Raw genomic sequence first — 21691 nt, forward strand, 5'->3', positions numbered from 1 at the left:
GTACTCAGAAACTGACCCAGGTGAATCCCTGGAGTTTTAGACCGATAAGTTATAAGTCGATGGGTCAGACTTTTCCTCGGATCAACTGGCGCAAGGCAAAGCGGTTGGGATGGCAGGCCTCGGCCACCGCTTTGGGCAAGGGTAGCGGCTCATTCTCAAGCCATGCCGCCAACAGCTCGCCAGACAATGGCGCGGTGATCAAACCGCGAGAACCATGGCCGCTGTTGACGTAAAACCCATCGAGCCACGGGCAGGGAATATCGGGCACTTGCCGGGCATCTTTGCTCAGCGCGGCATAGGCATCGGCGAAGGCAGCCTGTTCGGCCAAGGGGCCGACGATCGGCAGATAGTCCGGGCTGGTGCAGCGGAACGCAGCGCGTCCTTCAAGCTGTTGCGGATCCAGGTCCTGTACATGCAGACGGGCGACCAGGTCCGTGGAGATTTCTTCGAGCAATGCCAGGTTGCCGAGGTGTTCGGCAGCGGTCGGGGTCAGATCTTCGCTTTTGAAGTCGAAGCTGGCGCCGAGTGTGTGTTCGCCCAGGCGTGCGGGTGCCACATAGCCTTCGGCGCAGACGACGGTCGCCAGGCTCTGGCTTTCAGGGGTTTGCGCCAGTCGGGTGATCTGGCCGCGAATGCGTTTGAGGGGCAGGTCGGCGCTCTGGGGAAAACGCTTGATCTCGGCGGCGCCGGCCAGAATCACCACGGGTGCGCTGGCCAGCAGCGCATCGCCATCCCAGGCCTGCCAGTGATCATCGACCTTGCGCAGTTCCAGCACCTCGCGATGAGGCAGCCACTGGATGTTCGTTGAGGACGCCTGCCACTGGCACAACGCGGGCGGATGAACCCAGCCGCCTTCAGGGTAGAACAAACCGCCGTGCTCCAGGTCGATGCCGGCTCGGGCCTGAGCCTGGGGTTGATCGACCAGGTGCACCAGGCTCGGTGAAAAGGCCGAGGCCAATTGCGCCTGACGCTCGGCTTCCTTGGCATTGAAGGCCAGTTGCAAGACCCCGCAATCGTCCCAGTCGACGCCACGCTGCAGCTGTTCGAGCAGACGGCGGGTGTAGCCAAAACCGCTGACGATCAATTGCGACAACGCCGTGCCATGGGCCGAAAGCTTGAGGTACAGCACGCCCTGAGGATTGCCCGAGGCTTCCTGCGCCAGTGCTTCGTGGCGGTCCAGCAGGCTTACTTGCCAACCCCGCGCGGCGAGGCTGGCGGCACTAGCGCAACCGGCCAGCCCGGCGCCGATCACCAAGGCGCGGCGTTCTTCGGTCAGCGGTTGTGGGCGAGCGAACCATGGTTTTGTCGCGGCAGGCAGTGCTACGTCTTCAGGCCAGCCGAGGAACGTGCCCCGCAGAATTTCCCATTTATGGCCGATGCCAGGCGTGCGTTTCATCTTGAAGCCCGCCGCGTTCAACAGGCGGCGCACCCAGCCGGTGCTGGTGAAGGTGCTGATGGTCGAGCCGGGTGCCGCGAGGCGAGCCAGTTCGGCAAACAATTCGGTGGTCCACATGTCGGGGTTTTTCGCCGGGGCGAAACCGTCGAGAAACCAGGCGTCGATCTGCGCATCCAGTTGTGGCAACTGCTCCAGCGCATCGCCGATCAGCAGGGTCAGGGTGACGCGACCGTTGCCCAGCACCAAGCGCTGAAAGCCTTGATGGATCGCTACGTATTGCGCCAGCAATTGATCGGCAAACGGCTTGAGTTCCGGCCATAACGCCAAGGCCCGTTGCAGATCTGGCGCGCTCAGCGGGTATTTTTCGACACTGACAAAATGCAGTCGCGCACCGGCCACCGCGTGCTGTTCGAACAACTGCCAGGCACAGAGAAAATTCAGCCCGGTGCCGAAACCGGTTTCGCCAATCACCAGTCGCCCGCTTGCCGGCAATGCAGCGAAGCGGTCGCGCAAATCGTTTTGCTCCAGAAACACATAGCGGGTTTCTTCAAGGCCCGACTGGTCGGAAAAATACACATCATCGAACACCCGTGAGCGCGGGCGACCTTGGTCGTCCCAGTCGAGCTGGGCGTGGGGCAATACAGGTTTCATGGCAGGCTCGGCAACGGCAAGGTGGCCATTCTAGCCGATTGCCGCAGCGGCGCTTGATCCATGGCAAGGCGCAAGAACGATGGGGCAACGAAAATTTGCCGTCGGATGGAGGGCTTTTGTGGCGAGGGGGCTTGCCCCCGTTGGGTTGCGAAGCGGCCCTAAAACCAGGCGACGCGGTTTGTCAGGTAAATCGAGTTTGCTGATTTTACGACTGCTTCGCAGCCGAACGGGGGCAAGCCCCCTCGCCACAAAAGCTCCTCAGGGAATTTCTCTGATGACCACCTGCCCAATCCGCTAGTCTTGCTCAATTCTGGAAGGAGCCGCTCCATGTTCGAATCTGCCGAAATCGGTCATGCCATCGACAAAGAAACCTATGACGCCGAAGTGCCGGCCCTGCGTGGGGCCTTGCTCGAAGCGCAGTTCGAACTTCGGCAGCAACACCGCTTTCCGGTCATCATTTTGATCAACGGCATCGAAGGGGCCGGCAAGGGCGAGACGGTCAAGTTGCTCAACGAATGGATGGACCCGCGCTCGATCGAGGTCCGCACGTTCGACCAGCAGACAGACGAAGAGCTGGCGCGACCGCCGGCCTGGCGTTACTGGCGGATGCTCCCGGCCAAGGGCCGCATGGGGATTTTCTTCGGCAACTGGTACAGCCAGATGCTGCAAGGCCGGGTCCATGGTTTGTTCAAGGATCCGCGCCTCGATCAAGGCATTAACGCGGCCGAGCGGCTGGAGAAGATGTTGTGCGACGAAGGCGCATTGATCTTCAAATTCTGGTTTCACCTCTCCAAAAAACAAATGAAAGCACGGCTCAAGACGCTGGCCGACGACCCGCTGCACAGCTGGCGCATCAGCCCGCTGGACTGGCAGCAATCCGAGACCTACGACAAATTCGTGAAGTACGGTGAACGGGTGCTGCGCCGCACCAGCCGCGACTATGCGCCATGGCATGTGATCGCCGGCGTGGATGCGCGTTATCGGAGCCTGGCGGTCGGCAAGATCCTGCTCGATGGCCTGCAGAGCGCGCTGAAGCGACCCAGGATTCACCCGGACAAAGTCAGCGCCGCACCCTTGTCCCCCAGCGTCGATCAGGTGAATCTGCTCGACAGCCTGGACCTGACCCTGCACCTGGACAAGGACGATTACGAAGAACAACTGATAACCGAGCAGGCGCGGTTTTCCGGGCTGATGCGTGACAAGCGCATGCGTCGCCACGCGTTGATCGCGGTGTTCGAAGGCAACGACGCGGCGGGCAAGGGCGGGGCGATCCGTCGAGTGGCTGCGGCGCTCGACCCACGCCAGTACAACATCGTGCCGATCGCCGCGCCCACCGAGGAAGAACGGGCGCAACCGTATCTCTGGCGGTTCTGGCGGCATATTCCGGCGCGGGGCAAATTCACCGTGTTCGACCGTTCCTGGTATGGCCGGGTGCTGGTGGAGCGCATCGAAGGCTATTGCAGCAAGGCGGACTGGTTGCGTGCCTACGGCGAGATTAATGACTTCGAAGAACAGATCGCCGATGCCGGAGTGATCGTGGTCAAGTTCTGGCTGGCCATCGACAAACAGACTCAGATGGAGCGCTTCCAGGAGCGCGAACAGATCCCCTTCAAACGCTTCAAGATCACTGAAGACGATTGGCGCAATCGCGACAAGTGGGACGATTACCGCGCCGCCGTTGGCGATATGGTCGATCGCACCAGCACCGAGATATCACCCTGGACCCTGGTGGAAGCCAACGACAAGCGCTGGGCGCGGGTCAAGGTCTTGCGCACCATCAACCACGCGCTGGAAGAGGCGTTCGAAAAGTCCGACAAACGCGAGAGGAAACTGCAAAAACGCAAGCGCTGAACCGATGGCTACGCATACGCGGGGTGAATGATTGTCGCGGTCAGTCATGGGCTGGACTTATGCTCGATCCAACTCTGACTGACAACAACAATGAGGTGTATGCCATGCGTGAAGTGGTGATCGTCGACAGCGTACGGACCGGCCTGGCCAAATCCTTTCGCGGCAAGTTCAACATGACCCGTCCGGACGACATGGCGGCCCACTGTGTCAACGCGCTGCTCACGCGCAATGACGTCGACCCGGCCAGCGTCGAGGATTGCATCGTCGGCGCCGGCTCCAACGAAGGCGCCCAGGGTTACAACATCGGTCGCAACGTGGCGGTGCTCTCGCACTTGGGCATCGGCACGGGGGGCATGACCCTTAACCGCTTCTGTTCGTCGGGCTTGCAGGCCATCGCTATCGCCGCCAACCAAATCGCTGCAGGTTGCAGCGACATCATCGTCGCCGGTGGCGTCGAGTCGATCAGCCTGACCATGAAAAGTGTCAACACCGACAACCTGATCAATCCGCTACTGAAAGAGCAGGTGCCGGGCATCTATTTCCCCATGGGCCAGACCGCCGAGATCGTCGCTCGTCGTTACAACGTCAGCCGCGAAGAACAGGATGTGTATGCCCTGCAAAGTCAGCAGCGTACCGCCCTGGCGCAGGCCGCCGGGTTGTTCAACGATGAAATCGTGCCGATGGCGGTGAAGTATCGCGTTGAAGACAAGGCCACCGGCCAGGTGCAGATCCTTGACGGCATCGTCGATCACGACGACTGCAACCGCCCTGACACCACCTTGCAAAGTCTGGCCGGGTTGAAACCGGTGTTTGCCGAGGACGGCTCGGTGACCGCCGGCAACTCGTCACAACTGTCCGATGGCGCGTCCATGACCCTGGTGATGAGTCTGGAAAAAGCCCTGGCACTGGGGCTCAAGCCCAAAGCCTTCTTTCGCGGTTTTGCCGTGGCTGGTTGCCAGCCGGACGAGATGGGCATCGGCCCGGTGTTCTCGGTGCCGAAGTTGCTCAAGGCCAAGGGTTTGCAGGTTGCCGACATTGATCTGTGGGAGCTCAACGAAGCCTTCGCCTCGCAATGCCTGTACAGCCGCAATCGGTTGGAAATCGACAACGACAAGTACAACGTCAATGGTGGTTCGATTTCCATAGGTCATCCGTTCGGCATGACCGGTTCGCGTCAGGTCGGGCACATCGTGCGTGAGTTGCAGCGGCGTAACCTGCGTTATGGCATTGTCACCATGTGCGTGGGCGGCGGGATGGGGGCTACGGGGTTGTTTGAGGCGGTGCGTTAAATCTGCAAGTTCTTGCTACCTGATTGACCGCTATCGCGAGCAGGCTCGCTCCCACATTGGATCTATGTCACACACAAGATCCCTGTGGGAGCGAGCCTGCTCGCGATGAGGGCGCCACAGTTTACCGGTGCATACACAAGAACTGCATCCGCTCGATATACGCCTGAATCTCACGCACCGCTGCCTCCCGGTTTTCAAACGGACCCTCCAGCGTGTGTTCCCGGGTGGTGAAATACAACTCTCCATTCACACGACACAACCGGTCACAACGAAAGTGGGTGGCGGGGGCGCTGTCCTGGGCGCGCATGCAGTACATGGGCGATCTCCTGCGGATGACGGTTTCAATGAGCTTATGCATGAACCACTGGCAGCGCCTGGCCAGCTGATCGACGGCATATCGTCAACTTTAGAGTGCGACCTGCACAGTTTCATTCGCGGCCCATCGGCAACTGTCCCTGTGTCGCGCTCCGGTCTGAGCCTAGAATGACCGTTTTCGCCAATCGGCTTCGGGGTCAGCATGCATATTTCATCGGGTCGCTGGGTTTACGGTCTGTTCCTGGCCTTGCTGACCGCGTTGCTGTGGGGAATCCTGCCGATCAAGCTCAAACAAGTGCTGCTGGTGATGGACCCGGTGACGGTGACCTGGTTTCGCTTGCTGGTGTCTGGCGGTTGCCTGTTCATTTATCTGGCGGCAACCAAACGCCTGCCGAGTCGCGAAGTCCTCGGCCCGCGCGGTGGCTGGCTGGTGTTGATGGCGGTACTGGGTCTGGTGGGAAACTACGTGTTGTACCTGATGGGCCTGAATCTGCTCAGCCCCGGCACCGCGCAACTGGTGGTGCAAATGGGGCCGATCATGTTGCTGATCGCCAGTCTGTTCGTATTCAAGGAACGGTTCAGCGTGGGGCAGGGGATTGGCCTGTTGGTGCTGTTGATCGGCTTTGCGCTGTTCTTCAATCAGCGCCTGAGTGAGTTGCTCACCTCCCTGACCGATTACACCGCCGGGGTGCTGATGGTGCTATTGGCGTCCACGGTCTGGACCTTCTATGCCTTGGGCCAGAAGCAGTTGCTCACAGTGTGGAATTCGTTGCAGGTGATGATGGTGATTTACCTGTTCTGTGCGGTGTTGCTGACGCCATGGGTGCATCCGCTGGAAGCGCTGCAACTGAGTCCGTTGCAAGGCTGGCTGCTGCTGGCGTGCTGTTTGAACACGTTGATCGCTTATGGCGCCTTCGCCGAAGCCCTGGCCCATTGGGAAGCCTCGCGGGTCAGCGCGACGCTGGCAATCACGCCGCTGGTGACCTTTGCCGCCGTGGCCGTGGCTGCGTGGTTATGGCCGCAGTACGTGCATGCCGAGCAGATCAATGGTCTGGGGTATGGCGGGGCGGTGCTGGTGGTGCTCGGGTCGGCGCTGGTGGCGTTGGGGCCATCGTTGATGGCGGGGCTCAGGGCCCGGCGGGTGCGGATGGCGGCCAGTTAGACCGCGTTATCGTTCATCGCGGGCAAGCCGCGCTCCCACAGGTTTTGCGTCGATCACAATACTCGTGAGCGATCCAAAACCTGTGGGAGCGGGCTTGCCCGCGATGACTGACTGTCGGGCGCCAGAGATCTCAGCCTTTGGCACCTGCCTCCAGCATATTCTCCGGCCTCACCCACGCATCGAACTCTTCATTGGTCAGATACCCCAACTGCAACGCCGCCTCGCGCAGTGTCAGTCCCTCGCTGTAAGCCTTCTTGGCAATCTCTGCCGATTTGTCGTAGCCGATATGCGGGTTCAGCGCCGTCACCAGCATCAAACCTTGCTCCAGATGCTCAGCCATTTTCTCGGCATCCGGTTCCAGCCCGGCGATGCAATGCTGCTGGAAGTTGCTGCAGCCATCGCCCAGCAATCGGATCGATTGCAGCAGGTTGTGGATGATCACCGGTTTGAACACGTTCAATTGCAGGTGGCCCTGACTGGCGGCAAAACCGATGGCGACGTCATTGCCCAATACCTGGCAGGCCAGCATCGATAGGGCTTCGCACTGAGTCGGGTTGACCTTGCCGGGCATGATCGAGCTGCCTGGCTCGTTGGCCGGCAGTTTCACTTCGGCAAACCCTGCTCGCGGTCCGGAGCCCAGCAGGCGTAGATCGTTGGCGATTTTCATCAGCGTCACGGCGAGGGTTTTCAGTGCGCCGGAGAGGGTGACCAACGGCTCATGACCGGCCAGGGCGGCGAATTTGTTGTGGGCGGTGACGAACGGCAGGCCGGAGAGGGCGGCCAATTCGGCGGCGATTGCTTCGCCAAAACCATGGGGTGAGTTCAACCCGGTACCCACCGCGGTGCCACCCTGAGCCAGTTCACAGACAGCCGGCAACGCGCTACGGATCGCCCGCTCGGCGTAATCGAGTTGTGCGATGAACGCCGAGAGTTCCTGACCGAAGGTAATCGGCGTGGCATCCATCATGTGGGTACGACCGGTCTTGACCAGTTTCATGTGCCGCGCGGACAGCTCCGCCAACCCGCCAGACAACTCACCGATCGCCGGGAGCAAATGCTGCTGCACCGCCTGAGCCGTCGCAATGTGCATGGCCGTGGGGAAGCAGTCGTTGGAGCTCTGGGAGCGATTGACGTGATCGTTGGGATGCACCGGGGTCTTGCCGCCACGCGGGTTGCCAGCCAGTTCGTTGGCGCGACCGGCGATCACTTCGTTGACGTTCATGTTGCTCTGGGTGCCGCTGCCGGTCTGCCAGACCACCAACGGGAACTGCTCGTCGTGGTCGCCGTCGAGGACTTCGTCGGCGGCCTGTTCGATCAGGCGGGCGATGTCGGCGGGCAGGTCGCCATTGCGATCATTGACGCGCGCCGCGGCTTTCTTGATCAGGGCCAGGGCGTGCAGCACCGCCAGCGGCATGCGTTCGTTGCCGATGGCGAAGTTGATCAGCGAGCGTTGTGTCTGAGCGCCCCAGTAAGCGTCATCCGGGACTTCCACCTGGCCCAGGCTGTCGGTTTCGATACGGCTCATCATGCACACCCCTGTAGGTCTGATAGCGCAGTTTAGGCCGTGATCGCCGGCCATGGTTCCATCAGTCGATAATTCGACCGTTCAGCCCCTCTAAATCAGGCGCGACAAGGCTTGGGGGTTGAGTGACACACTTTTTTAGGCGCAGAATGGTCGCCCTTGGGGTTATACCTCGCCTGCTAGAAAAGGAAACTCGATGACTCGTCTTCGTGCCATCTGTACCGCGGTTGTACTGGTTTGCGCCAGCGGCCAGGTTTTTGCCGATACCGCCAGCCACAACGCCAGTGCCGAAGCTTTCCTGACCCTGGCGCACGCTGACAAATTGGGCACTCCGGTGTACATGCAAGTGCAGCAAATGTTCGCTCAGCGCTTTGCTCAGACCAAAGCCCCGGAATCGAAAAAAGCCGTTCTGGAAACGTATCAGGCCAAGGCCAACGCAGCGCTGGACCAAGCCATTGGCTGGAACAAGCTGAAGCCGGACATGGTCAAGCTCTACACCACCAATTTCAGCGAATCCGAGCTCAAGGATCTGGTTGCGTTCTACCAGTCTCCACTGGGCAAGAAAGTCCTGGAAAAAATGCCGCAGCTGACTCAGCAATCGGCCCAGATGACTCAAGCCAAGCTGGAAAGCGCGGTGCCTGTGGTCAACAAATTGCTGGCGGACATGACGGCCGAGCTGGAGCCTAAAGGCGCCGCCGCTCCTGCCAAGAAAAAGCCTTAAGCGGAGTTCGGGATGACCATGCAACAACGCATCGAATCGACGCTGGGGCTGCTACAGCCCGAGCATCTGCAAGTGCTGGATGAAAGCCACATGCACAGCCGTGGGTTACAGACCCACTTCAAGGCGGTGGTGGTCAGCCAGCAGTTCGAAGGCCTCAATCGCGTCAAGCGTCACCAGAAGGTGTACGGCACTTTGGGTGAACTGATGGGCGAGTTCCATGCGTTGGCGCTGCATACCTACACGCCGGAAGAATGGGCACAGATCGACGCGGCTCCGGCTTCGCCGACCTGTGCTGGCGGCAGTCATTGATCTGATGGTCTGGGGCTGTTGTGGCGAGGGGGCTTGCTTGTGGCGAGGGGGCTTGCCCCCGTTGGGGCGCGAAGCGGCCCCTAAAAAACAGACGCCACCTCGGTGTATCAGACAAACCGAGCGTGCCGGTTTTACGACTGCTTCGCAGCCCAACGGGGGCAAGCCCCCTCGCAACAAGCAAGCCCCCTCGCCACAAAGGCATCTCGCAGTCCTAAAATCACACCGTTTTTGCTAGAATCCGCAACGCGCCGCTCACCCGGCGCGTTTTTTTTTGCATCCGGTTCACCCCTTACGAGGGTAGCCACCTGGAGAATTACCCATGACACAACAGATTGTCGTGGCGGCACTTTATAAGTTCGTCACCCTGGAAGATTACGTCACCCTGCGCGAGCCGCTGCTGCAAGCAATGGTCGACAACGGCATCAAAGGCACCCTGCTGATCGCCGAAGAAGGCATCAACGGCACCGTGTCCGGCAGCCGCGAAGGCATCGATGGGCTGATGGCCTGGCTCAAGAACGATCCACGCATGGACGACATCGACCATAAGGAATCGTACTGCGACGAACAGCCGTTCTATCGCACGAAAGTCAAACTCAAAAAAGAAATCGTCACCTTGGGCGTTGAGGGTGTGGACCCCAACAAAAAGGTCGGCACCTATGTGGATCCACAGAACTGGAACGCGCTGATCAGCGATCCGGAAGTTTTGTTGATCGACACCCGCAACGACTATGAAGTCTCGATCGGCACCTTCGAAGGCGCCATCGATCCGAAGACCACCAGCTTTCGCGAATTCCCCGATTACATCAAAGCCAACTTCGACCCGGCCGTGCACAAGAAAGTCGCGATGTTTTGCACCGGTGGCATTCGCTGCGAGAAGGCCTCGAGCTACATGCTCAGCCAGGGTTTCGATGAGGTCTATCACCTCAAGGGCGGCATTCTGAAGTACCTCGAAGAGGTGCCGCAGGAAGAAACCAAATGGCAGGGCGACTGCTTCGTGTTCGATAACCGCGTGACCGTTCGTCACGATCTCAGCGAAGGCGACTACGATCAATGTCATGCCTGTCGTACGCCTGTCAGCGTGGAAGACCGCGCATCCGAGCACTATGTGGCCGGCATCAGTTGCCCGCATTGCTGGGATAAGCTGAGCGAGAAAACCCGTCGCAGTGCCATCGATCGACAAAAGCAGATCGAACTGGCCAAGGCGCGCAACATGCCGCACCCGATCGGTTACAACTACAAGCAATCCGCTTCCGAGGTCTGAACCATGTCTGCGCGCCTGCTCTATGTGATGGATCCGATGTGTTCCTGGTGCTGGGGCTTCGCTCCGGTGGCCAACGCGTTAGTTGAGCAGGCGCAGGCAGCGGGTGTGGAATTGCATCTGATAGTGGGTGGTTTGCGCACCGGCAGTGGTGCGGCGCTGGAGCCGACCACCCGGCGCTACATCCTTGAGCACTGGCAGGCGGTCAGCGAGGCCACTGGCCAACCATTCAAGTTTGAAGGCGCGTTGTCCGACGGTTTTGTCTACGACACCGAGCCTGCGTGTCGGGCGCTGGTAACGGCGCGCAGCCTGGCGCCGGATTGCGCCTGGACACTGCTGGGGCTCATCCAGCATGCGTTCTATGCCGAAGGTCGCGACGTTACCCTCGCCAGCGTGTTGGTGGAGCTGGCGGAGCAGGCCGGTTTGCCGCGCATCGAGTTCGCCGCCGCGTTCGACCGTGCCGATCAGCACGCCGCGACCGCCGCCGATTTCACCTGGGTCCAGGACCTGGGCATTGCCGGATTCCCGACTTTGCTGGCAGAGCGTGATGGTCAATTGGCCCTGCTGACCAATGGTTATCAGCCCTTGAGTGAGTTGTCACCGTTGCTCGGCCGCTGGCTGGAGCGCGCTGCCTGTGCATGACCTGCCCGACGATGCTACAAACCCTGCACGTGTCGACCGTCTGAGCTGGGCGGAAATCCGTCGCCTGGCCCTTCACCATAAAAAATCCCTGTGGATCGCCAACGGCGTCGCGGTATTGGCAACGCTGTGCAGCGTTCCGATCCCCTTGCTGTTGCCGTTGCTGGTGGACGAAGTGCTGCTGGGCCACGGCGACGCCGCGCTGAAAATCATGAACCACGCGTTGCCCGAAGGCTGGCAGAAAGCCGCGGGCTACATTGGGCTGATGTTGCTGGTGACCCTGGCTCTGCGTTGCGCCGCTTTGCTGTTCAACGTGGTGCAGGCGAAATTGTTTGCGGCGCAGGCCAAGGACATCGTGTATCGGATTCGGGTGCGGCTGATCGAACGGCTCAAGCGCATCTCGCTGGGGGAATACGAAAGCCTTGGCAGCGGCACGGTGACCACGCACCTGGTCACCGACCTGGACACGCTGGACAAATTCGTCGGCGAAACCCTCAGTCGTTTCCTCGTGGCCATGCTGACGCTGGTGGGCACCGCGTCCATCCTGATGTGGATGCACTGGAAACTCGCGCTGTTGATTCTGCTCTTCAACCCGCTGGTGATCTACGCCACGGTGCAGTTGGGCAAGCGGGTCAAGCATCTGAAGAAACTCGAGAACGACAGTACCTCGCGCTTCACCCAGGCCTTGACCGAAACCCTGGAGGCCATCCAGGAAGTGCGCGCCGGTAACCGTCAGGGTTTTTTCCTCGGACGGCTAGGCCAACGAGCGCGTGAAGTACGCGATTACGCGGTGAACTCGCAATGGAAAACCGATGCATCGAACCGTGCCAGCGGCTTGCTGTTCCAGTTCGGCATCGATATTTTTCGCGCCGCGGCCATGCTCACCGTGCTGTTTTCCGACCTGTCCATCGGCCAGATGCTGGCCGTGTTCAGTTACCTGTGGTTCATGATCGGTCCGGTGGAACAACTGCTCAACCTGCAGTACGCCTTTTACGCCGCCGGCGGTGCGTTGTCGCGGATCAACGAGTTGCTGGCCCGTGCCGACGAGCCGCAATACACCGGCAGTGTCGACCCGTTTCAGGGACGCGACACGGTGGGCATCGAAGTTCAGGGGTTGAGTTTCGGCTACGGCGACGAGCTGGTGTTGAATCAAATGAATCTGTCGATTGCCCCCGGTGAAAAAGTCGCGATTGTCGGCGCCAGCGGGGGTGGTAAAAGCACTCTGGTGCAACTGCTGCTGGGCTTGTACACGCCGCTGGCCGGCACCATCCGTTTCGGTGGTTCGACTCAGCAAGAGATCGGCCTGGAAACCGTGCGTGAAAATGTCGCCGTGGTCTTGCAACATCCGGCACTGTTCAATGACACCGTGCGCGCCAACCTGACCATGGGCCGCGAACGCAGCGACGAAGCCTGCTGGCAGGCACTGGAGATCGCTCAGCTGCACCATACGGTACGTGAGTTGCCCAATGGCCTGGACAGTATTGTCGGGCGATCCGGCGTGCGTTTATCCGGCGGGCAGCGTCAGCGCCTGGCGATTGCGCGAATGGTACTGGCCGAACCCAAGGTGGTGATCCTCGACGAGGCCACGTCCGCCCTGGACGCGGCCACCGAGTACAACCTGCACCAGGCGCTGACGCGGTTCTTGAGCAACCGCACCACGTTGATCATTGCGCACCGTTTGTCGGCGGTGAAACAGGCCGACCGTGTTCTGGTATTCGACGGTGGGCAGGTTGCCGAGGATGGCGACCATCAGCAATTGATTGCTGACGGTGGTTTGTACGCCAAGCTTTATGGGCATTTGCAGCAAATTCAACGACCTTGAACTTCGTACGATTTTCCGTACTTAGTGTTTGAATGGTCTCAGGGAAAATCCAGTATTGGCGTTTTCGCGCCCTGCCTGACCAGGCAATCGGATTTTAGCGACGTGCCCGATCATTCGAAGTGTCGAAAATTAGCCTAGTCTGTGCTGTCGGGTGCGGGACTTATTCGGGTGTTCATCTGGCTGTGCTTATGCAAGGGACCTCATGAAGCAAAAGCGGACTCTCGGAACGCCACGGCTGTTGGGCATTGTCTGGCCTTTTATCGCCGTCGTGTTATTTCAGGCACTGTTGGGAGGCGTCAGCCTTTACGTTCTTTCGGCGGTTCGCAGCTATGTTGGCGGGGAAAGCCTGTGGTCCAAGGGTCAGAAAGACGCTATCTATTACCTCAATCTTTACGCCGACAGTCGCGACGAGACGATTTTTCTCAAATACCAGAACGCGATTGCGGTACCTCAGGGTGGCCATGAGTTACGCCTGGCGCTGGATCACCAGCCGCCGAACATCGAGGCGGCACGGTTGGCGATCCTCAAAGGCGGGAACCATCCGGACGATGTCCCCAGCGTCATTTGGCTATACCTCAATTTCCGACATTTCAGCTACCTTGAGAAAGCCATCGATCGCTGGACGGTCGGTGACGCGTACCTGGTGCGGCTCGATGACGTTGCGCGCGAGATGCATCAGCGCATTACCGATAGCCAGGCCACCGATGCGGATATCAAACACTGGAAAGAGCAGATTATCGCCATCAATGATGGGGTGACGCCGGCCGCCAAAGCGTTCAGCGATGCCTTGGGCGAGGGCTCGCGCATGATTCTGCGGCTGCTGCTGGTGACGAACCTCGCCACCGCGCTGGGCCTGATCGTGCTGGCCTTGCTGCGTACCCACAAGTTGCTCAAGCAACGCCATGCCTTCGCCGACGCACTGCAGTTGGAGAAAGACCGGGCGCAGATCACCCTGCAATCGATTGGCGATGGGGTGATTACCACGGACGTCGAAGGCGCGATCGCCTACATGAACCCGGCCGCCGAGGCCTTGACTCACTGGAAAGCCGAACAGGCATCGGGGTTGCCATTGGCGGCACTGTTCAACCTGCTGGACGAGGACGCTCAGGCCGACGGTTTTACCTTGATCGAGCATATTTTGAGCGGCCAGCTTAGCGGGGGCAGTGAGCATTCCAAACTGATCCAGCGTCTGGATGGCAGCACGGTCTCGGTGACCCTGGTCGGCGCGCCGATCCGCAATACAGGCAAGGTCAGTGGCACCGTGCTAGTGCTGCATGACATGACTCAGGAACGGCAGTACATCGCCAATCTGTCCTGGCAGGCGAGCCATGATGCCTTGACCGGGCTGGCCAACCGTCGCGAGTTCGAATATCGCCTGGAGCAAGCGCTGCATAACCTGACGCGACAGGTGGGGCGTCACGCCTTGATGTTCCTCGATCTGGATCAATTCAAACTGGTCAACGATACCTGCGGTCATGCGGCGGGCGACGAGCTGTTGCGCCATATCTGCGCGTTGCTGCAATCAGGTTTGCGCGAAGGCGACACCCTGGCACGGCTGGGTGGTGATGAGTTCGGTATTCTGCTGGAAAACTGTGCGCCGGAAGCGGCTGAGAAAATCGCCGAAGGCCTGCGCCAGACCGTGCAAAACCTGCACTTTGTCTGGAAAGGCCGGCCGTTTGTGACCACTGTGAGCATTGGTCTGGTGTATGTCGCTCAGGGCCCGGCCACCCTCGAAGCGTCTCTGCGTGCCGCTGATATGGCCTGTTATATGGCCAAGGAAAAGGGCCGCAACCGGGTACAGGTCTATCACGCCGACGACTCGGAGCTGTCTCTGCGTTTTGGCGAGATGGCCTGGGTACAGCGCCTGCACATGGCATTGGAAGAAGACCGCTTTTGCCTGTACGCCCAGGAAATCGCGCCCCTTGGCCATGTCGAGCGGGGCGGCGGCCATATAGAAATCCTGCTGCGCCTGCATGACGAAGCCGGGCGCATGATTCTGCCGGACAGTTTCATTCCGGCTGCCGAACGTTATGGTTTGATGACTTCGCTTGACCGCTGGGTAGTGGAGAACGTTTTCAAGGTCATTGCCCAATGCATCGCTGAAGAACGCGAAGGGCCGTTGGCCATGTGTGCGATAAATCTGTCAGGTATTACTATCGGAGATGAGGCGTTTCTGGACTTTCTTCGTGAACAGTTTGTTGCATATTCAATTCCCCCTGAAATGATTTGTTTTGAAATCACAGAAACCAGCGCGATTTCCAATTTAGGAAGTGCAATTAGATTTATCAATGAACTCAAAGGTTTAGGTTGTCACTTTTCATTAGATGACTTCTGCGCCGGGATGTCCTCATTCGCTTATCTGAAACATTTACCTGTAGACTTCCTGAAGATCGACGGGAGTTTCGTAAAGGATATGCTGGACGACCCGATTAACCGCGCCATGGTCGAAGTGATCAACCACATCGGTCATGTCATGGGTAAGCGTACGATTGCCGAGTTCGTTGAAACACCTCAGATCGAGCAGGCATTGCTGGAGATCGGGGTGGATTACGCTCAAGGGTATGTGATTGAACGCCCGCATCTGTTTACCTGCGATAGTTTGCAAAGTCGTCCTGCCAGGCCCCAACCTTTGTTATTCAAGGCGCCCGGCACGTTCCGTTGAAACCTCTTGTTGATCTTAAAATCACAATCAAAAGGAGCGCGACAGTGATCGACACATTCAACAGAACCGGACCACTCATGGAAGCTGCAAGTTACCCCGCCTGGGCCCAGCAATTGATTCAGGATTGCTGTGAGAGCAAGCGCCGGGTTGTCGAACACGAACTGTATCAACGCATGCGCGATAACAAACTCAGCGCAAAAACCATGCGTCAGTACCTTATTGGTGGCTGGCCGGTGGTCGAACAGTTCGCGTTATACATGGCACAGAACCTGACAAAGACCCGATTTGCGCGTCACTCTGGCGAAGACATGGCGCGTCGCTGGCTGATGCGCAACATTCGTGTCGAATTGAACCATGCCGATTACTGGGTGCACTGGAGCCGTGCTCACGGTATCAGCCTGGAAGATCTGCAAGCGCAACATGTGGCCCCGGAGCTTCACGCCTTGAGCCACTGGTGCTGGCACACCAGTTCGTCGGATTCGCTGATCGTGGCCATCGCCGCGACCAACTACGCCATCGAAGGGGCGACCGGGGAGTGGTCGGCTGTGGTTTGCTCCAATGGCGTCTACGCGGCATCGTTCCCCGAGGAAGATCGCAAGCGGGCCATGAAGTGGTTGAAGATGCATGCCCAGTACGACGATGCCCATCCTTGGGAAGCGCTGGAAATCATCTGCACCCTGGCGGGGATGAACCCGAGCAAATCCCTGCAAGTGGAATTGCGCCAGGCTGTCTGCAAGAGCTATGACTACATGTACCTGTTCCTGGAACGTTGCATGCAGTTGGAACTGGCAGGGAAAACCCCGGTAGCTCGTGAGCGGATGGCGTTGGCCGAAAGCTGATCCTCTGAAAGCAACACAAACCAAATGTGGGAGCGGGCTTGCTCGCGAAAGCGGCTTAACAGTCGACAGAGATGTTGAATGTTGGTCAGTCTTCGCGAGCAAGCCCGCTCCCACATTGGTTATGGGGGGCTGATAATTTAACCCGCCATCGCAAGGCGGTTACGCCCCTCGCGCTTGGCCACATACAAGGCACTGTCGGCCCGTCGTAACAGGCTCTCGGCAGACTCGCCGGGCAGCAGGGTCGAGCAACCCAGGCTGACCGTCAGCTCGATCACCTTGCCTTCGGCCTCATAGTCCTGAGCTTGCGCCGCAAACCGCAGTCGTTCCCCGACCATGGCCGCGGCTTCCCGGCTGGTGTTGGACAGCAGGATCAAAAACTCTTCGCCACCAAACCGGAACACCATGTCCACGTTACGCAACTGGTTTTTGATCGAGGCTGCGACAGCCTTGAGCACCTCATCGCCGGCACTGTGTCCGTAGGTGTCGTTGATGTGTTTGAAGTGATCGATGTCCAGCATCAGCAGCGACAGGGGTTGCGAGTGTCGCCGCGACATCTCGATTTCCCGTTGCAGGGTCTGATCCATAGCGATGCGGTTGCCCGTGTCGGTCAGCGGGTCGCGCAGGGCGCTTTGGGTGGCTGCACGGTAGAGCAAGGCATTGCGCATCGGAAAGAGAAGCGCTGACAGCAGTGACTCCAGATGGCCTTGCTCTTCATCGCTGAAACGCTGATTGCGACGGAACACCAGCTCACCCAATTGCTCGCCTTCATGACTGAGGCTGTAGCTGATCGAGTGATGACCCCGCAGGCCGAATTGCAGGCGCAGGTCGCTCGGCTGATGCTCATAACTCAAGGCATCCAGCGGCACAAGGCGCTGAATTTCGCGGAAGAAAAGTCCGAGAATGCGTTGCGGCTCAAGACTGGTTTGCAGTTGCAGGCCCAGTTCCTGGCGTAATTGCGCAAGACTGAGGGGCCGCTCCAGGAGGGGAGGCTGCTGACCAAAGCCCAGGCGTTGCAATTTGGCACTGTCGAAGTCAATTGCGTTGGTCTGGGAAGGTGATTTCATATGGCATGAGCCCCTAAGCAGTAAGGCTGTCTTACAGGCTGGGTGAGAGCGGCTTTGGGCTGCGCGTCATACTGGTCCATCAGTCCCGTAGGACATTTGGCACGAGTTTAGTCCGCTTTGCCGAAGATTAGTAACCTCTCGGCTCCAGCTCCGCTCCGTCTGCTTTCACACGGCATGTCTGAACAAAATTAGAGCGAAAGTCGTGCCATTCGGTTCAGTCGGATAATAAAGCTTTAAAAATCAAAATACTGGAAGGTTTTGTGATAGAGGTTTCGCAGGGTAGTGACTTTTATTTGACTTTAGGTGGCGGCAGTTACCGCCGATTTCAGGTGCCGCGGCGGAAAGCCGTCGCGGCACAAAAGCGACGCACGGGCATTACTGAGCGTCAAACGCCTGGCCATTGATGCCGGTACTGTCCGGCCCCATCAGGTAAAGGTAGACCGGCATGATCTCCTCGGGCGTCGGGTTGTTCAGCGGGTTTTCACCCGGGTAGGCCTGGGCGCGCATGCTAGTGCGGGTGGCGCCCGGGTTGATGCTGTTGGAGCGCACCGGCGCCACGGTATCCACTTCGTCGGCCAGGGTTTGCATCAGGCCTTCGGTAGCAAATTTTGAAACGCCGTAAGCGCCCCAATACGCACGACCCTTGCGGCCGACGCTGCTGGAGGTGAATACCACCGAGGCATCCTGAGACAGCTTGAGCAGTGGCAGCAAGGTGCTGGTGAGCATGAACATGGCGTTGACGTTGACCTGCATGACGCGCATGAAGTTCTCGCCGGACAACTGTTCGATCGGTGTCCGGGGACCGATGATCGACGCGTTGTGCAGCAAGCCGTCGAGGTGGCCGAATTCGGTTTCGACCATTGCCGCCAGTTCATCGTATTGATGGGGCAGGGCGGTTTCCAGATTGAACGGGATCACGACCGGTTGTGGATGGCCAGCCGCTTCGATGTCGTCGTAGACCTGCGTCAGGTTGGCTTCGGTCTTGCCCAGCAACAGCACGGTGGCGCCGTGGGCGGCGTAGGCTTTTGCAGCGGCAGCACCGATACCACGGCCAGCACCGGTGACCAGGATGACCCGGTCCTTGAGCAATTCAGGGCGGGCGGAATAATCAAACATAAAAACCTCACAACAATTCGGCAGTAGGCAGGCATCGCGTCTGTGGCAAGAGAGCTTATTGTGGCGAGGGGGCTTGCCCCCGTTGGAGCGCGAAGCGGCCCTCCATTCGCTACCTTCAGCCAGGCGGTATTCTCTGGATTTACGACTGCTTCGCAGCCGAACGGGGGCAAGTCCCCTCGCCACAAATGCTTCCGCTGTCAGTTAGATCAGCAGCTGCACAAAGCGCTATCGAGCACCTTGCGCAACTCCAGCGGATGATCGACCACCACATCCGCGCCCCAATGCCGCGGGTTATCGTCCGGATGAATATAGCCATAGGTCACGGCAGCCGTTTTGGTGCCCGCATCGCGGCCGGACTCGATATCGCGCAGGTCATCACCCACAAACAGCACGCTGGCCGGGTCCAGGTCGAGCATCTTGCACGCCAGGATCAACGGCTCCGGGTCCGGTTTGCTGTTCTTCACATGATCCGGGCAGATCAGCAGCGCCGAACGTTCGGCCAGCCCCAGCTGCTGCATGATCGGCTCGGCGAAGCGCAGCGGCTTGTTGGTGACCACGCCCCAGATCAGGTTGGCCTTCTCGATGTCGGCCAGCAATTCGCCCATGCCGTCGAAGAGCTTGCTGTGAACCGCACAACCTTTGACATAGCGCTCCAGAAACTCCAGGCGCAGCTCCTCGAAACCCGGTGATTCCGGGTCCATGGAAAAGGTCACCGCGACCATCGCCTTGGCGCCGCCGGAGATCTCGTCACGGATGTGTTTGTCGTTCATCGGCGGCAAACCACGGTCAGCACGCATCGCCTGGCAGATGGCAATGAAGTCCGGCGCGGTGTCGAGCAGGGTGCCGTCCATGTCGAAAAGAACTGCTCTGATACGCATCGGCTTACTCCTCGCGCAGGGTCTGGATCATGTAGTTGACGTCGACATCGGCCGCCAGTTTGTAGTGCTTGGTCAGCGGGTTGTAGGTCAGCCCGATGATGTCCTTGACGGTCAGGCCGGCCATGCGGCTCCAGGCGCCCAGCTCAGAGGGGCGGATGAATTTCTTGAAGTCGTGGGTGCCACGTGGCAGCAGCTTCATGATGTATTCGGCGCCAACGATGGCAAACAGATAGGCCTTCGGATTGCGGTTGATGGTGGAGAAGAACACCTGGCCGCCCGGTTTGACCATGCGGAAACAGGCGCGGATCACCGAGGACGGATCCGGCACGTGTTCGAGCATTTCCAGGCAGGTGACCACGTCGAACTGTTCAGGCATTTCTTCAGCCAGTGCTTCGGCGGTGATCTGCCGGTACTCGACATTCACCCCGGATTCCAGCTGATGCAACTGCGCGACCGCCAGTGGCGCTTCGCCCATGTCGATGCCCATGACGGTGGCGCCGCGCTGGGCCATGGCTTCGCTGAGGATGCCACCGCCACAACCGACGTCGAGGACTTTCTTGCCGGCCAGATGGACGCGTTCGTCGATCCAGTTGACCCGCAGCGGGTTGATGTCGTGCAGCGGTTTGAACTCGCTTTCGCGGTCCCACCAGCGATGGGCCAGGGCTTCGAATTTGGCGATTTCGGCGTGGTCGACGTTGCTCATGGTGTCAGTCCTCTAAAACTTGAAAAATCCTGTTGCCCCGGTTTCGGTCCGGGGGGCTTACGATTCGGTATGGCCGCTGATGCGCTGGCCCCAGGCCTTGGCGGTGGCGCACAGTTGCGCCTCATCCAGGCGAGTCAGGCGGCGGTCATCGAGCAATTGCTTGCCGGCGACCCAAAGGTGTTTCACGCAGTCGCGGCCAGTGGCATAGATCAGTTGCGAAACCGGGTCGTAGACCGGTTGCTGCGTCAGGCCCGACAGGTCGAACGCAACGATGTCTGCGGCTTTGCCGACTTCCAGCGAGCCCGTTTCAGCTTCGATTCCCAGCGCGCGGGCGCCATTGAGCGTGGCCATGCGCAGGGCGCGATGGGCGTCCAGTGCAGTGGCCGAGCCGGCGACAGCCTTGGCCAGCAACGCGGCAGTGCGGGTTTCGCCGAGCAGGTCCAGGTCATTATTGCTGGCTGCGCCATCGGTGCCGACCGCCACATTGACCCCGGCCTGCCACAAGCGCTCGACCGGGCAGAAACCGCTGGCCAGCTTCAGGTTCGATTCCGGGCAATGAATCACATTGGTGTTACTTTCTACCAGCAGCACCAGGTCTTCATCGCTGATCTGGGTCATGTGAACGGCCTGGAGGCGTGGCCCGAGCAAGCCCAGACGGCCGAGGCGGGCCAACGGGCGCTCGCCGCGCTGTTCCACCGACTGCTGCACTTCGAAAGCGGTTTCGTGGACGTGCATGTGAATCGAGGCGTCCAGCTCTTCGGCAATCACCCGGATTTTTTCCAGGGTTTCGTCGCCTACGGTGTAGGGTGCATGGGGGCCGAAGGTGATTTTTATCCGCTCGTGATGCTTGAGATCGCCGAATAATTCGACGCCCTGACGAATGGCATCATCCGCCGTGCCGGCGCCTGGAATGGGGAAATCGAGGATCGGAATGGCGATCTGGGCGCGAATGCCGCTGTTATGTACGCGTTCGCTGGCAACCTTCGGGAAGAAATACATGTCGGAGAAACAGGTGATGCCGCCTTTGATCTGCTCGGCGATGGCCAGGTCAGTGCCATCGCGCACGAAAGCCTCGTCGACCCACTTGGCTTCGGCCGGCCAGATGTGGTTTTCCAGCCAGGTCATCAGCGGCAGATCGTCGGCCAGGCCGCGGAACAGCGTCATTGCCGCATGCCCGTGGGCATTGATCAGGCCGGGGCTGAGCAGCATGTCCGGCAATTCGCGGACTTCGGTTGCATCAAGCTTCAAGGCTGCCGCGCGCGGGCCGATGAATACGATACGACCGTCGCGAATGCCCAAGGCATGCTCTTTAAGGACCACACCAGCCGGTTCGACGGGTACCAGCCAGGTCGGCAGCAATAATAGGTCGAGCGCAGCGGTGGGGGTCGGCATCGAGAGTCGGTTCCAGTGCTTTTGTAGAGGATGGCGAAGTATACCCGAGCGTCTTCGCGGGGGGATCGCTATAATCGGCGGCTTTTGTTCATGAGTGCGGGG

Annotated in this window: 18 protein-coding genes; 10 read left to right on the forward strand and 8 right to left on the reverse strand. The window is 59.5% G+C overall.

Features of this window, described 5'->3' with window-relative positions:
- Positions 1-64 precede the first annotated feature (64 nt).
- A complete protein-coding gene (mnmC, locus tag ACA044_RS08915; protein ID WP_497446034.1) occupies positions 65-2047 on the reverse strand; it encodes a bifunctional tRNA (5-methylaminomethyl-2-thiouridine)(34)-methyltransferase MnmC2/FAD-dependent 5-carboxymethylaminomethyl-2-thiouridine(34) oxidoreductase MnmC1 in 1983 nt (660 codons plus the stop codon).
- 327 nt (positions 2048-2374) lie between these two features.
- Between mnmC and pap the strand changes: the two genes are divergently transcribed.
- Both pap and ACA044_RS08925 read left to right on the forward strand, forming a co-directional pair.
- Positions 2375-3898 (forward strand): polyphosphate:AMP phosphotransferase, encoded by a 1524-nt coding sequence (gene pap, locus ACA044_RS08920; protein WP_497446035.1) that lies wholly within the window; start codon positions 2375-2377, stop codon positions 3896-3898.
- A 104-nt stretch (positions 3899-4002) separates the two neighbouring features.
- Entirely contained in the window at positions 4003-5187 is a 1185-nt protein-coding gene (locus ACA044_RS08925) for a thiolase family protein (RefSeq protein ID WP_497447188.1), read from the forward strand.
- Between the two features lie 121 nt (positions 5188-5308).
- On the opposite strand, the gene ACA044_RS08930 is transcribed toward ACA044_RS08925, so the two are convergent.
- Positions 5309-5503, reverse strand: coding sequence for a DUF6316 family protein (locus tag ACA044_RS08930; RefSeq protein ID WP_497446036.1), 195 nt, complete (start codon positions 5501-5503; stop codon positions 5309-5311).
- A gap of 201 nt (positions 5504-5704) precedes the next feature.
- Between ACA044_RS08930 and ACA044_RS08935 the strand changes: the two genes are divergently transcribed.
- Complete coding sequence (locus ACA044_RS08935; RefSeq protein ID WP_497446037.1) at positions 5705-6664, forward strand: DMT family transporter; 960 nt, start codon at positions 5705-5707, stop codon at positions 6662-6664.
- Positions 6665-6794: 130 nt separating this feature from the next.
- Here the strand turns inward: ACA044_RS08935 and ACA044_RS08940 are convergent, their stop codons facing one another.
- A complete protein-coding gene (locus ACA044_RS08940; RefSeq protein ID WP_497447189.1) occupies positions 6795-8189 on the reverse strand; it encodes a class II fumarate hydratase in 1395 nt (464 codons plus the stop codon).
- Between the two features lie 193 nt (positions 8190-8382).
- Here ACA044_RS08940 and ACA044_RS08945 point away from each other — a divergent pair, with 193 nt between their 5' ends.
- From ACA044_RS08945 to ACA044_RS08975, 7 genes are all read left to right on the forward strand, one after another.
- On the forward strand, positions 8383-8907 hold the full coding sequence (locus ACA044_RS08945) for a DUF2059 domain-containing protein (protein WP_497446038.1): 525 nt from the start codon (positions 8383-8385) through the stop codon (positions 8905-8907).
- 12 nt (positions 8908-8919) lie between these two features.
- A complete protein-coding gene (locus tag ACA044_RS08950; RefSeq protein WP_497446039.1) occupies positions 8920-9216 on the forward strand; it encodes a BolA family protein in 297 nt (98 codons plus the stop codon).
- Positions 9217-9535: 319 nt separating this feature from the next.
- Positions 9536-10477 (forward strand): oxygen-dependent tRNA uridine(34) hydroxylase TrhO, encoded by a 942-nt coding sequence (gene trhO, locus ACA044_RS08955; protein WP_497446040.1) that lies wholly within the window; start codon positions 9536-9538, stop codon positions 10475-10477.
- Positions 10478-10513: 36 nt separating this feature from the next.
- Positions 10514-11116, forward strand: a complete 603-nt coding sequence (locus tag ACA044_RS08960; protein ID WP_497447190.1) for a DsbA family protein — start codon at positions 10514-10516, stop codon at positions 11114-11116.
- A complete protein-coding gene (locus ACA044_RS08965) occupies positions 11109-12935 on the forward strand; it encodes an ABC transporter ATP-binding protein (protein ID WP_497446041.1) in 1827 nt (608 codons plus the stop codon). Before ACA044_RS08960 ends, ACA044_RS08965 begins: the two co-directional genes overlap by 8 nt.
- A 202-nt stretch (positions 12936-13137) precedes the next feature.
- A complete protein-coding gene (locus ACA044_RS08970; protein WP_497446042.1) occupies positions 13138-15597 on the forward strand; it encodes an EAL domain-containing protein in 2460 nt (819 codons plus the stop codon).
- A gap of 77 nt (positions 15598-15674) precedes the next feature.
- On the forward strand, positions 15675-16436 hold the full coding sequence (locus tag ACA044_RS08975; protein ID WP_497446043.1) for an iron-containing redox enzyme family protein: 762 nt from the start codon (positions 15675-15677) through the stop codon (positions 16434-16436).
- A gap of 137 nt (positions 16437-16573) precedes the next feature.
- Here ACA044_RS08975 and ACA044_RS08980 read toward each other — a convergent pair whose 3' ends face one another.
- The 5 genes from ACA044_RS08980 to ACA044_RS09000 all read right to left on the reverse strand — a co-directional run bounded on the left by ACA044_RS08980 (position 16574) and on the right by ACA044_RS09000 (position 21589).
- Positions 16574-17500: a GGDEF domain-containing protein gene (locus ACA044_RS08980; protein ID WP_497446044.1), complete on the reverse strand. Its 927-nt coding sequence runs from the start codon at positions 17498-17500 to the stop codon at positions 16574-16576.
- 375 nt (positions 17501-17875) lie between these two features.
- The gene (locus ACA044_RS08985; protein ID WP_497446045.1) at positions 17876-18616 is read right to left on the reverse strand and encodes a YciK family oxidoreductase; all 741 of its coding nucleotides are present in this window, start codon (positions 18614-18616) and stop codon (positions 17876-17878) included.
- Positions 18617-18822: 206 nt separating this feature from the next.
- The gene (mupP, locus tag ACA044_RS08990; protein ID WP_497446046.1) at positions 18823-19494 is read right to left on the reverse strand and encodes an N-acetylmuramic acid 6-phosphate phosphatase MupP; all 672 of its coding nucleotides are present in this window, start codon (positions 19492-19494) and stop codon (positions 18823-18825) included.
- 4 nt (positions 19495-19498) lie between these two features.
- Positions 19499-20197 carry a bifunctional 2-polyprenyl-6-hydroxyphenol methylase/3-demethylubiquinol 3-O-methyltransferase UbiG gene (gene ubiG / locus ACA044_RS08995; protein ID WP_497446047.1) on the reverse strand — a complete coding sequence of 233 codons (699 nt, stop codon included), beginning with the start codon at positions 20195-20197 and terminating at the stop codon, positions 19499-19501.
- A gap of 57 nt (positions 20198-20254) precedes the next feature.
- Positions 20255-21589 carry a TRZ/ATZ family hydrolase gene (locus ACA044_RS09000; RefSeq protein WP_497446048.1) on the reverse strand — a complete coding sequence of 445 codons (1335 nt, stop codon included), beginning with the start codon at positions 21587-21589 and terminating at the stop codon, positions 20255-20257.
- Positions 21590-21691: the final 102 nt, after the last annotated feature.

It is taken from the genome of Pseudomonas sp. LBUM1673 (assembly GCF_059695645.1).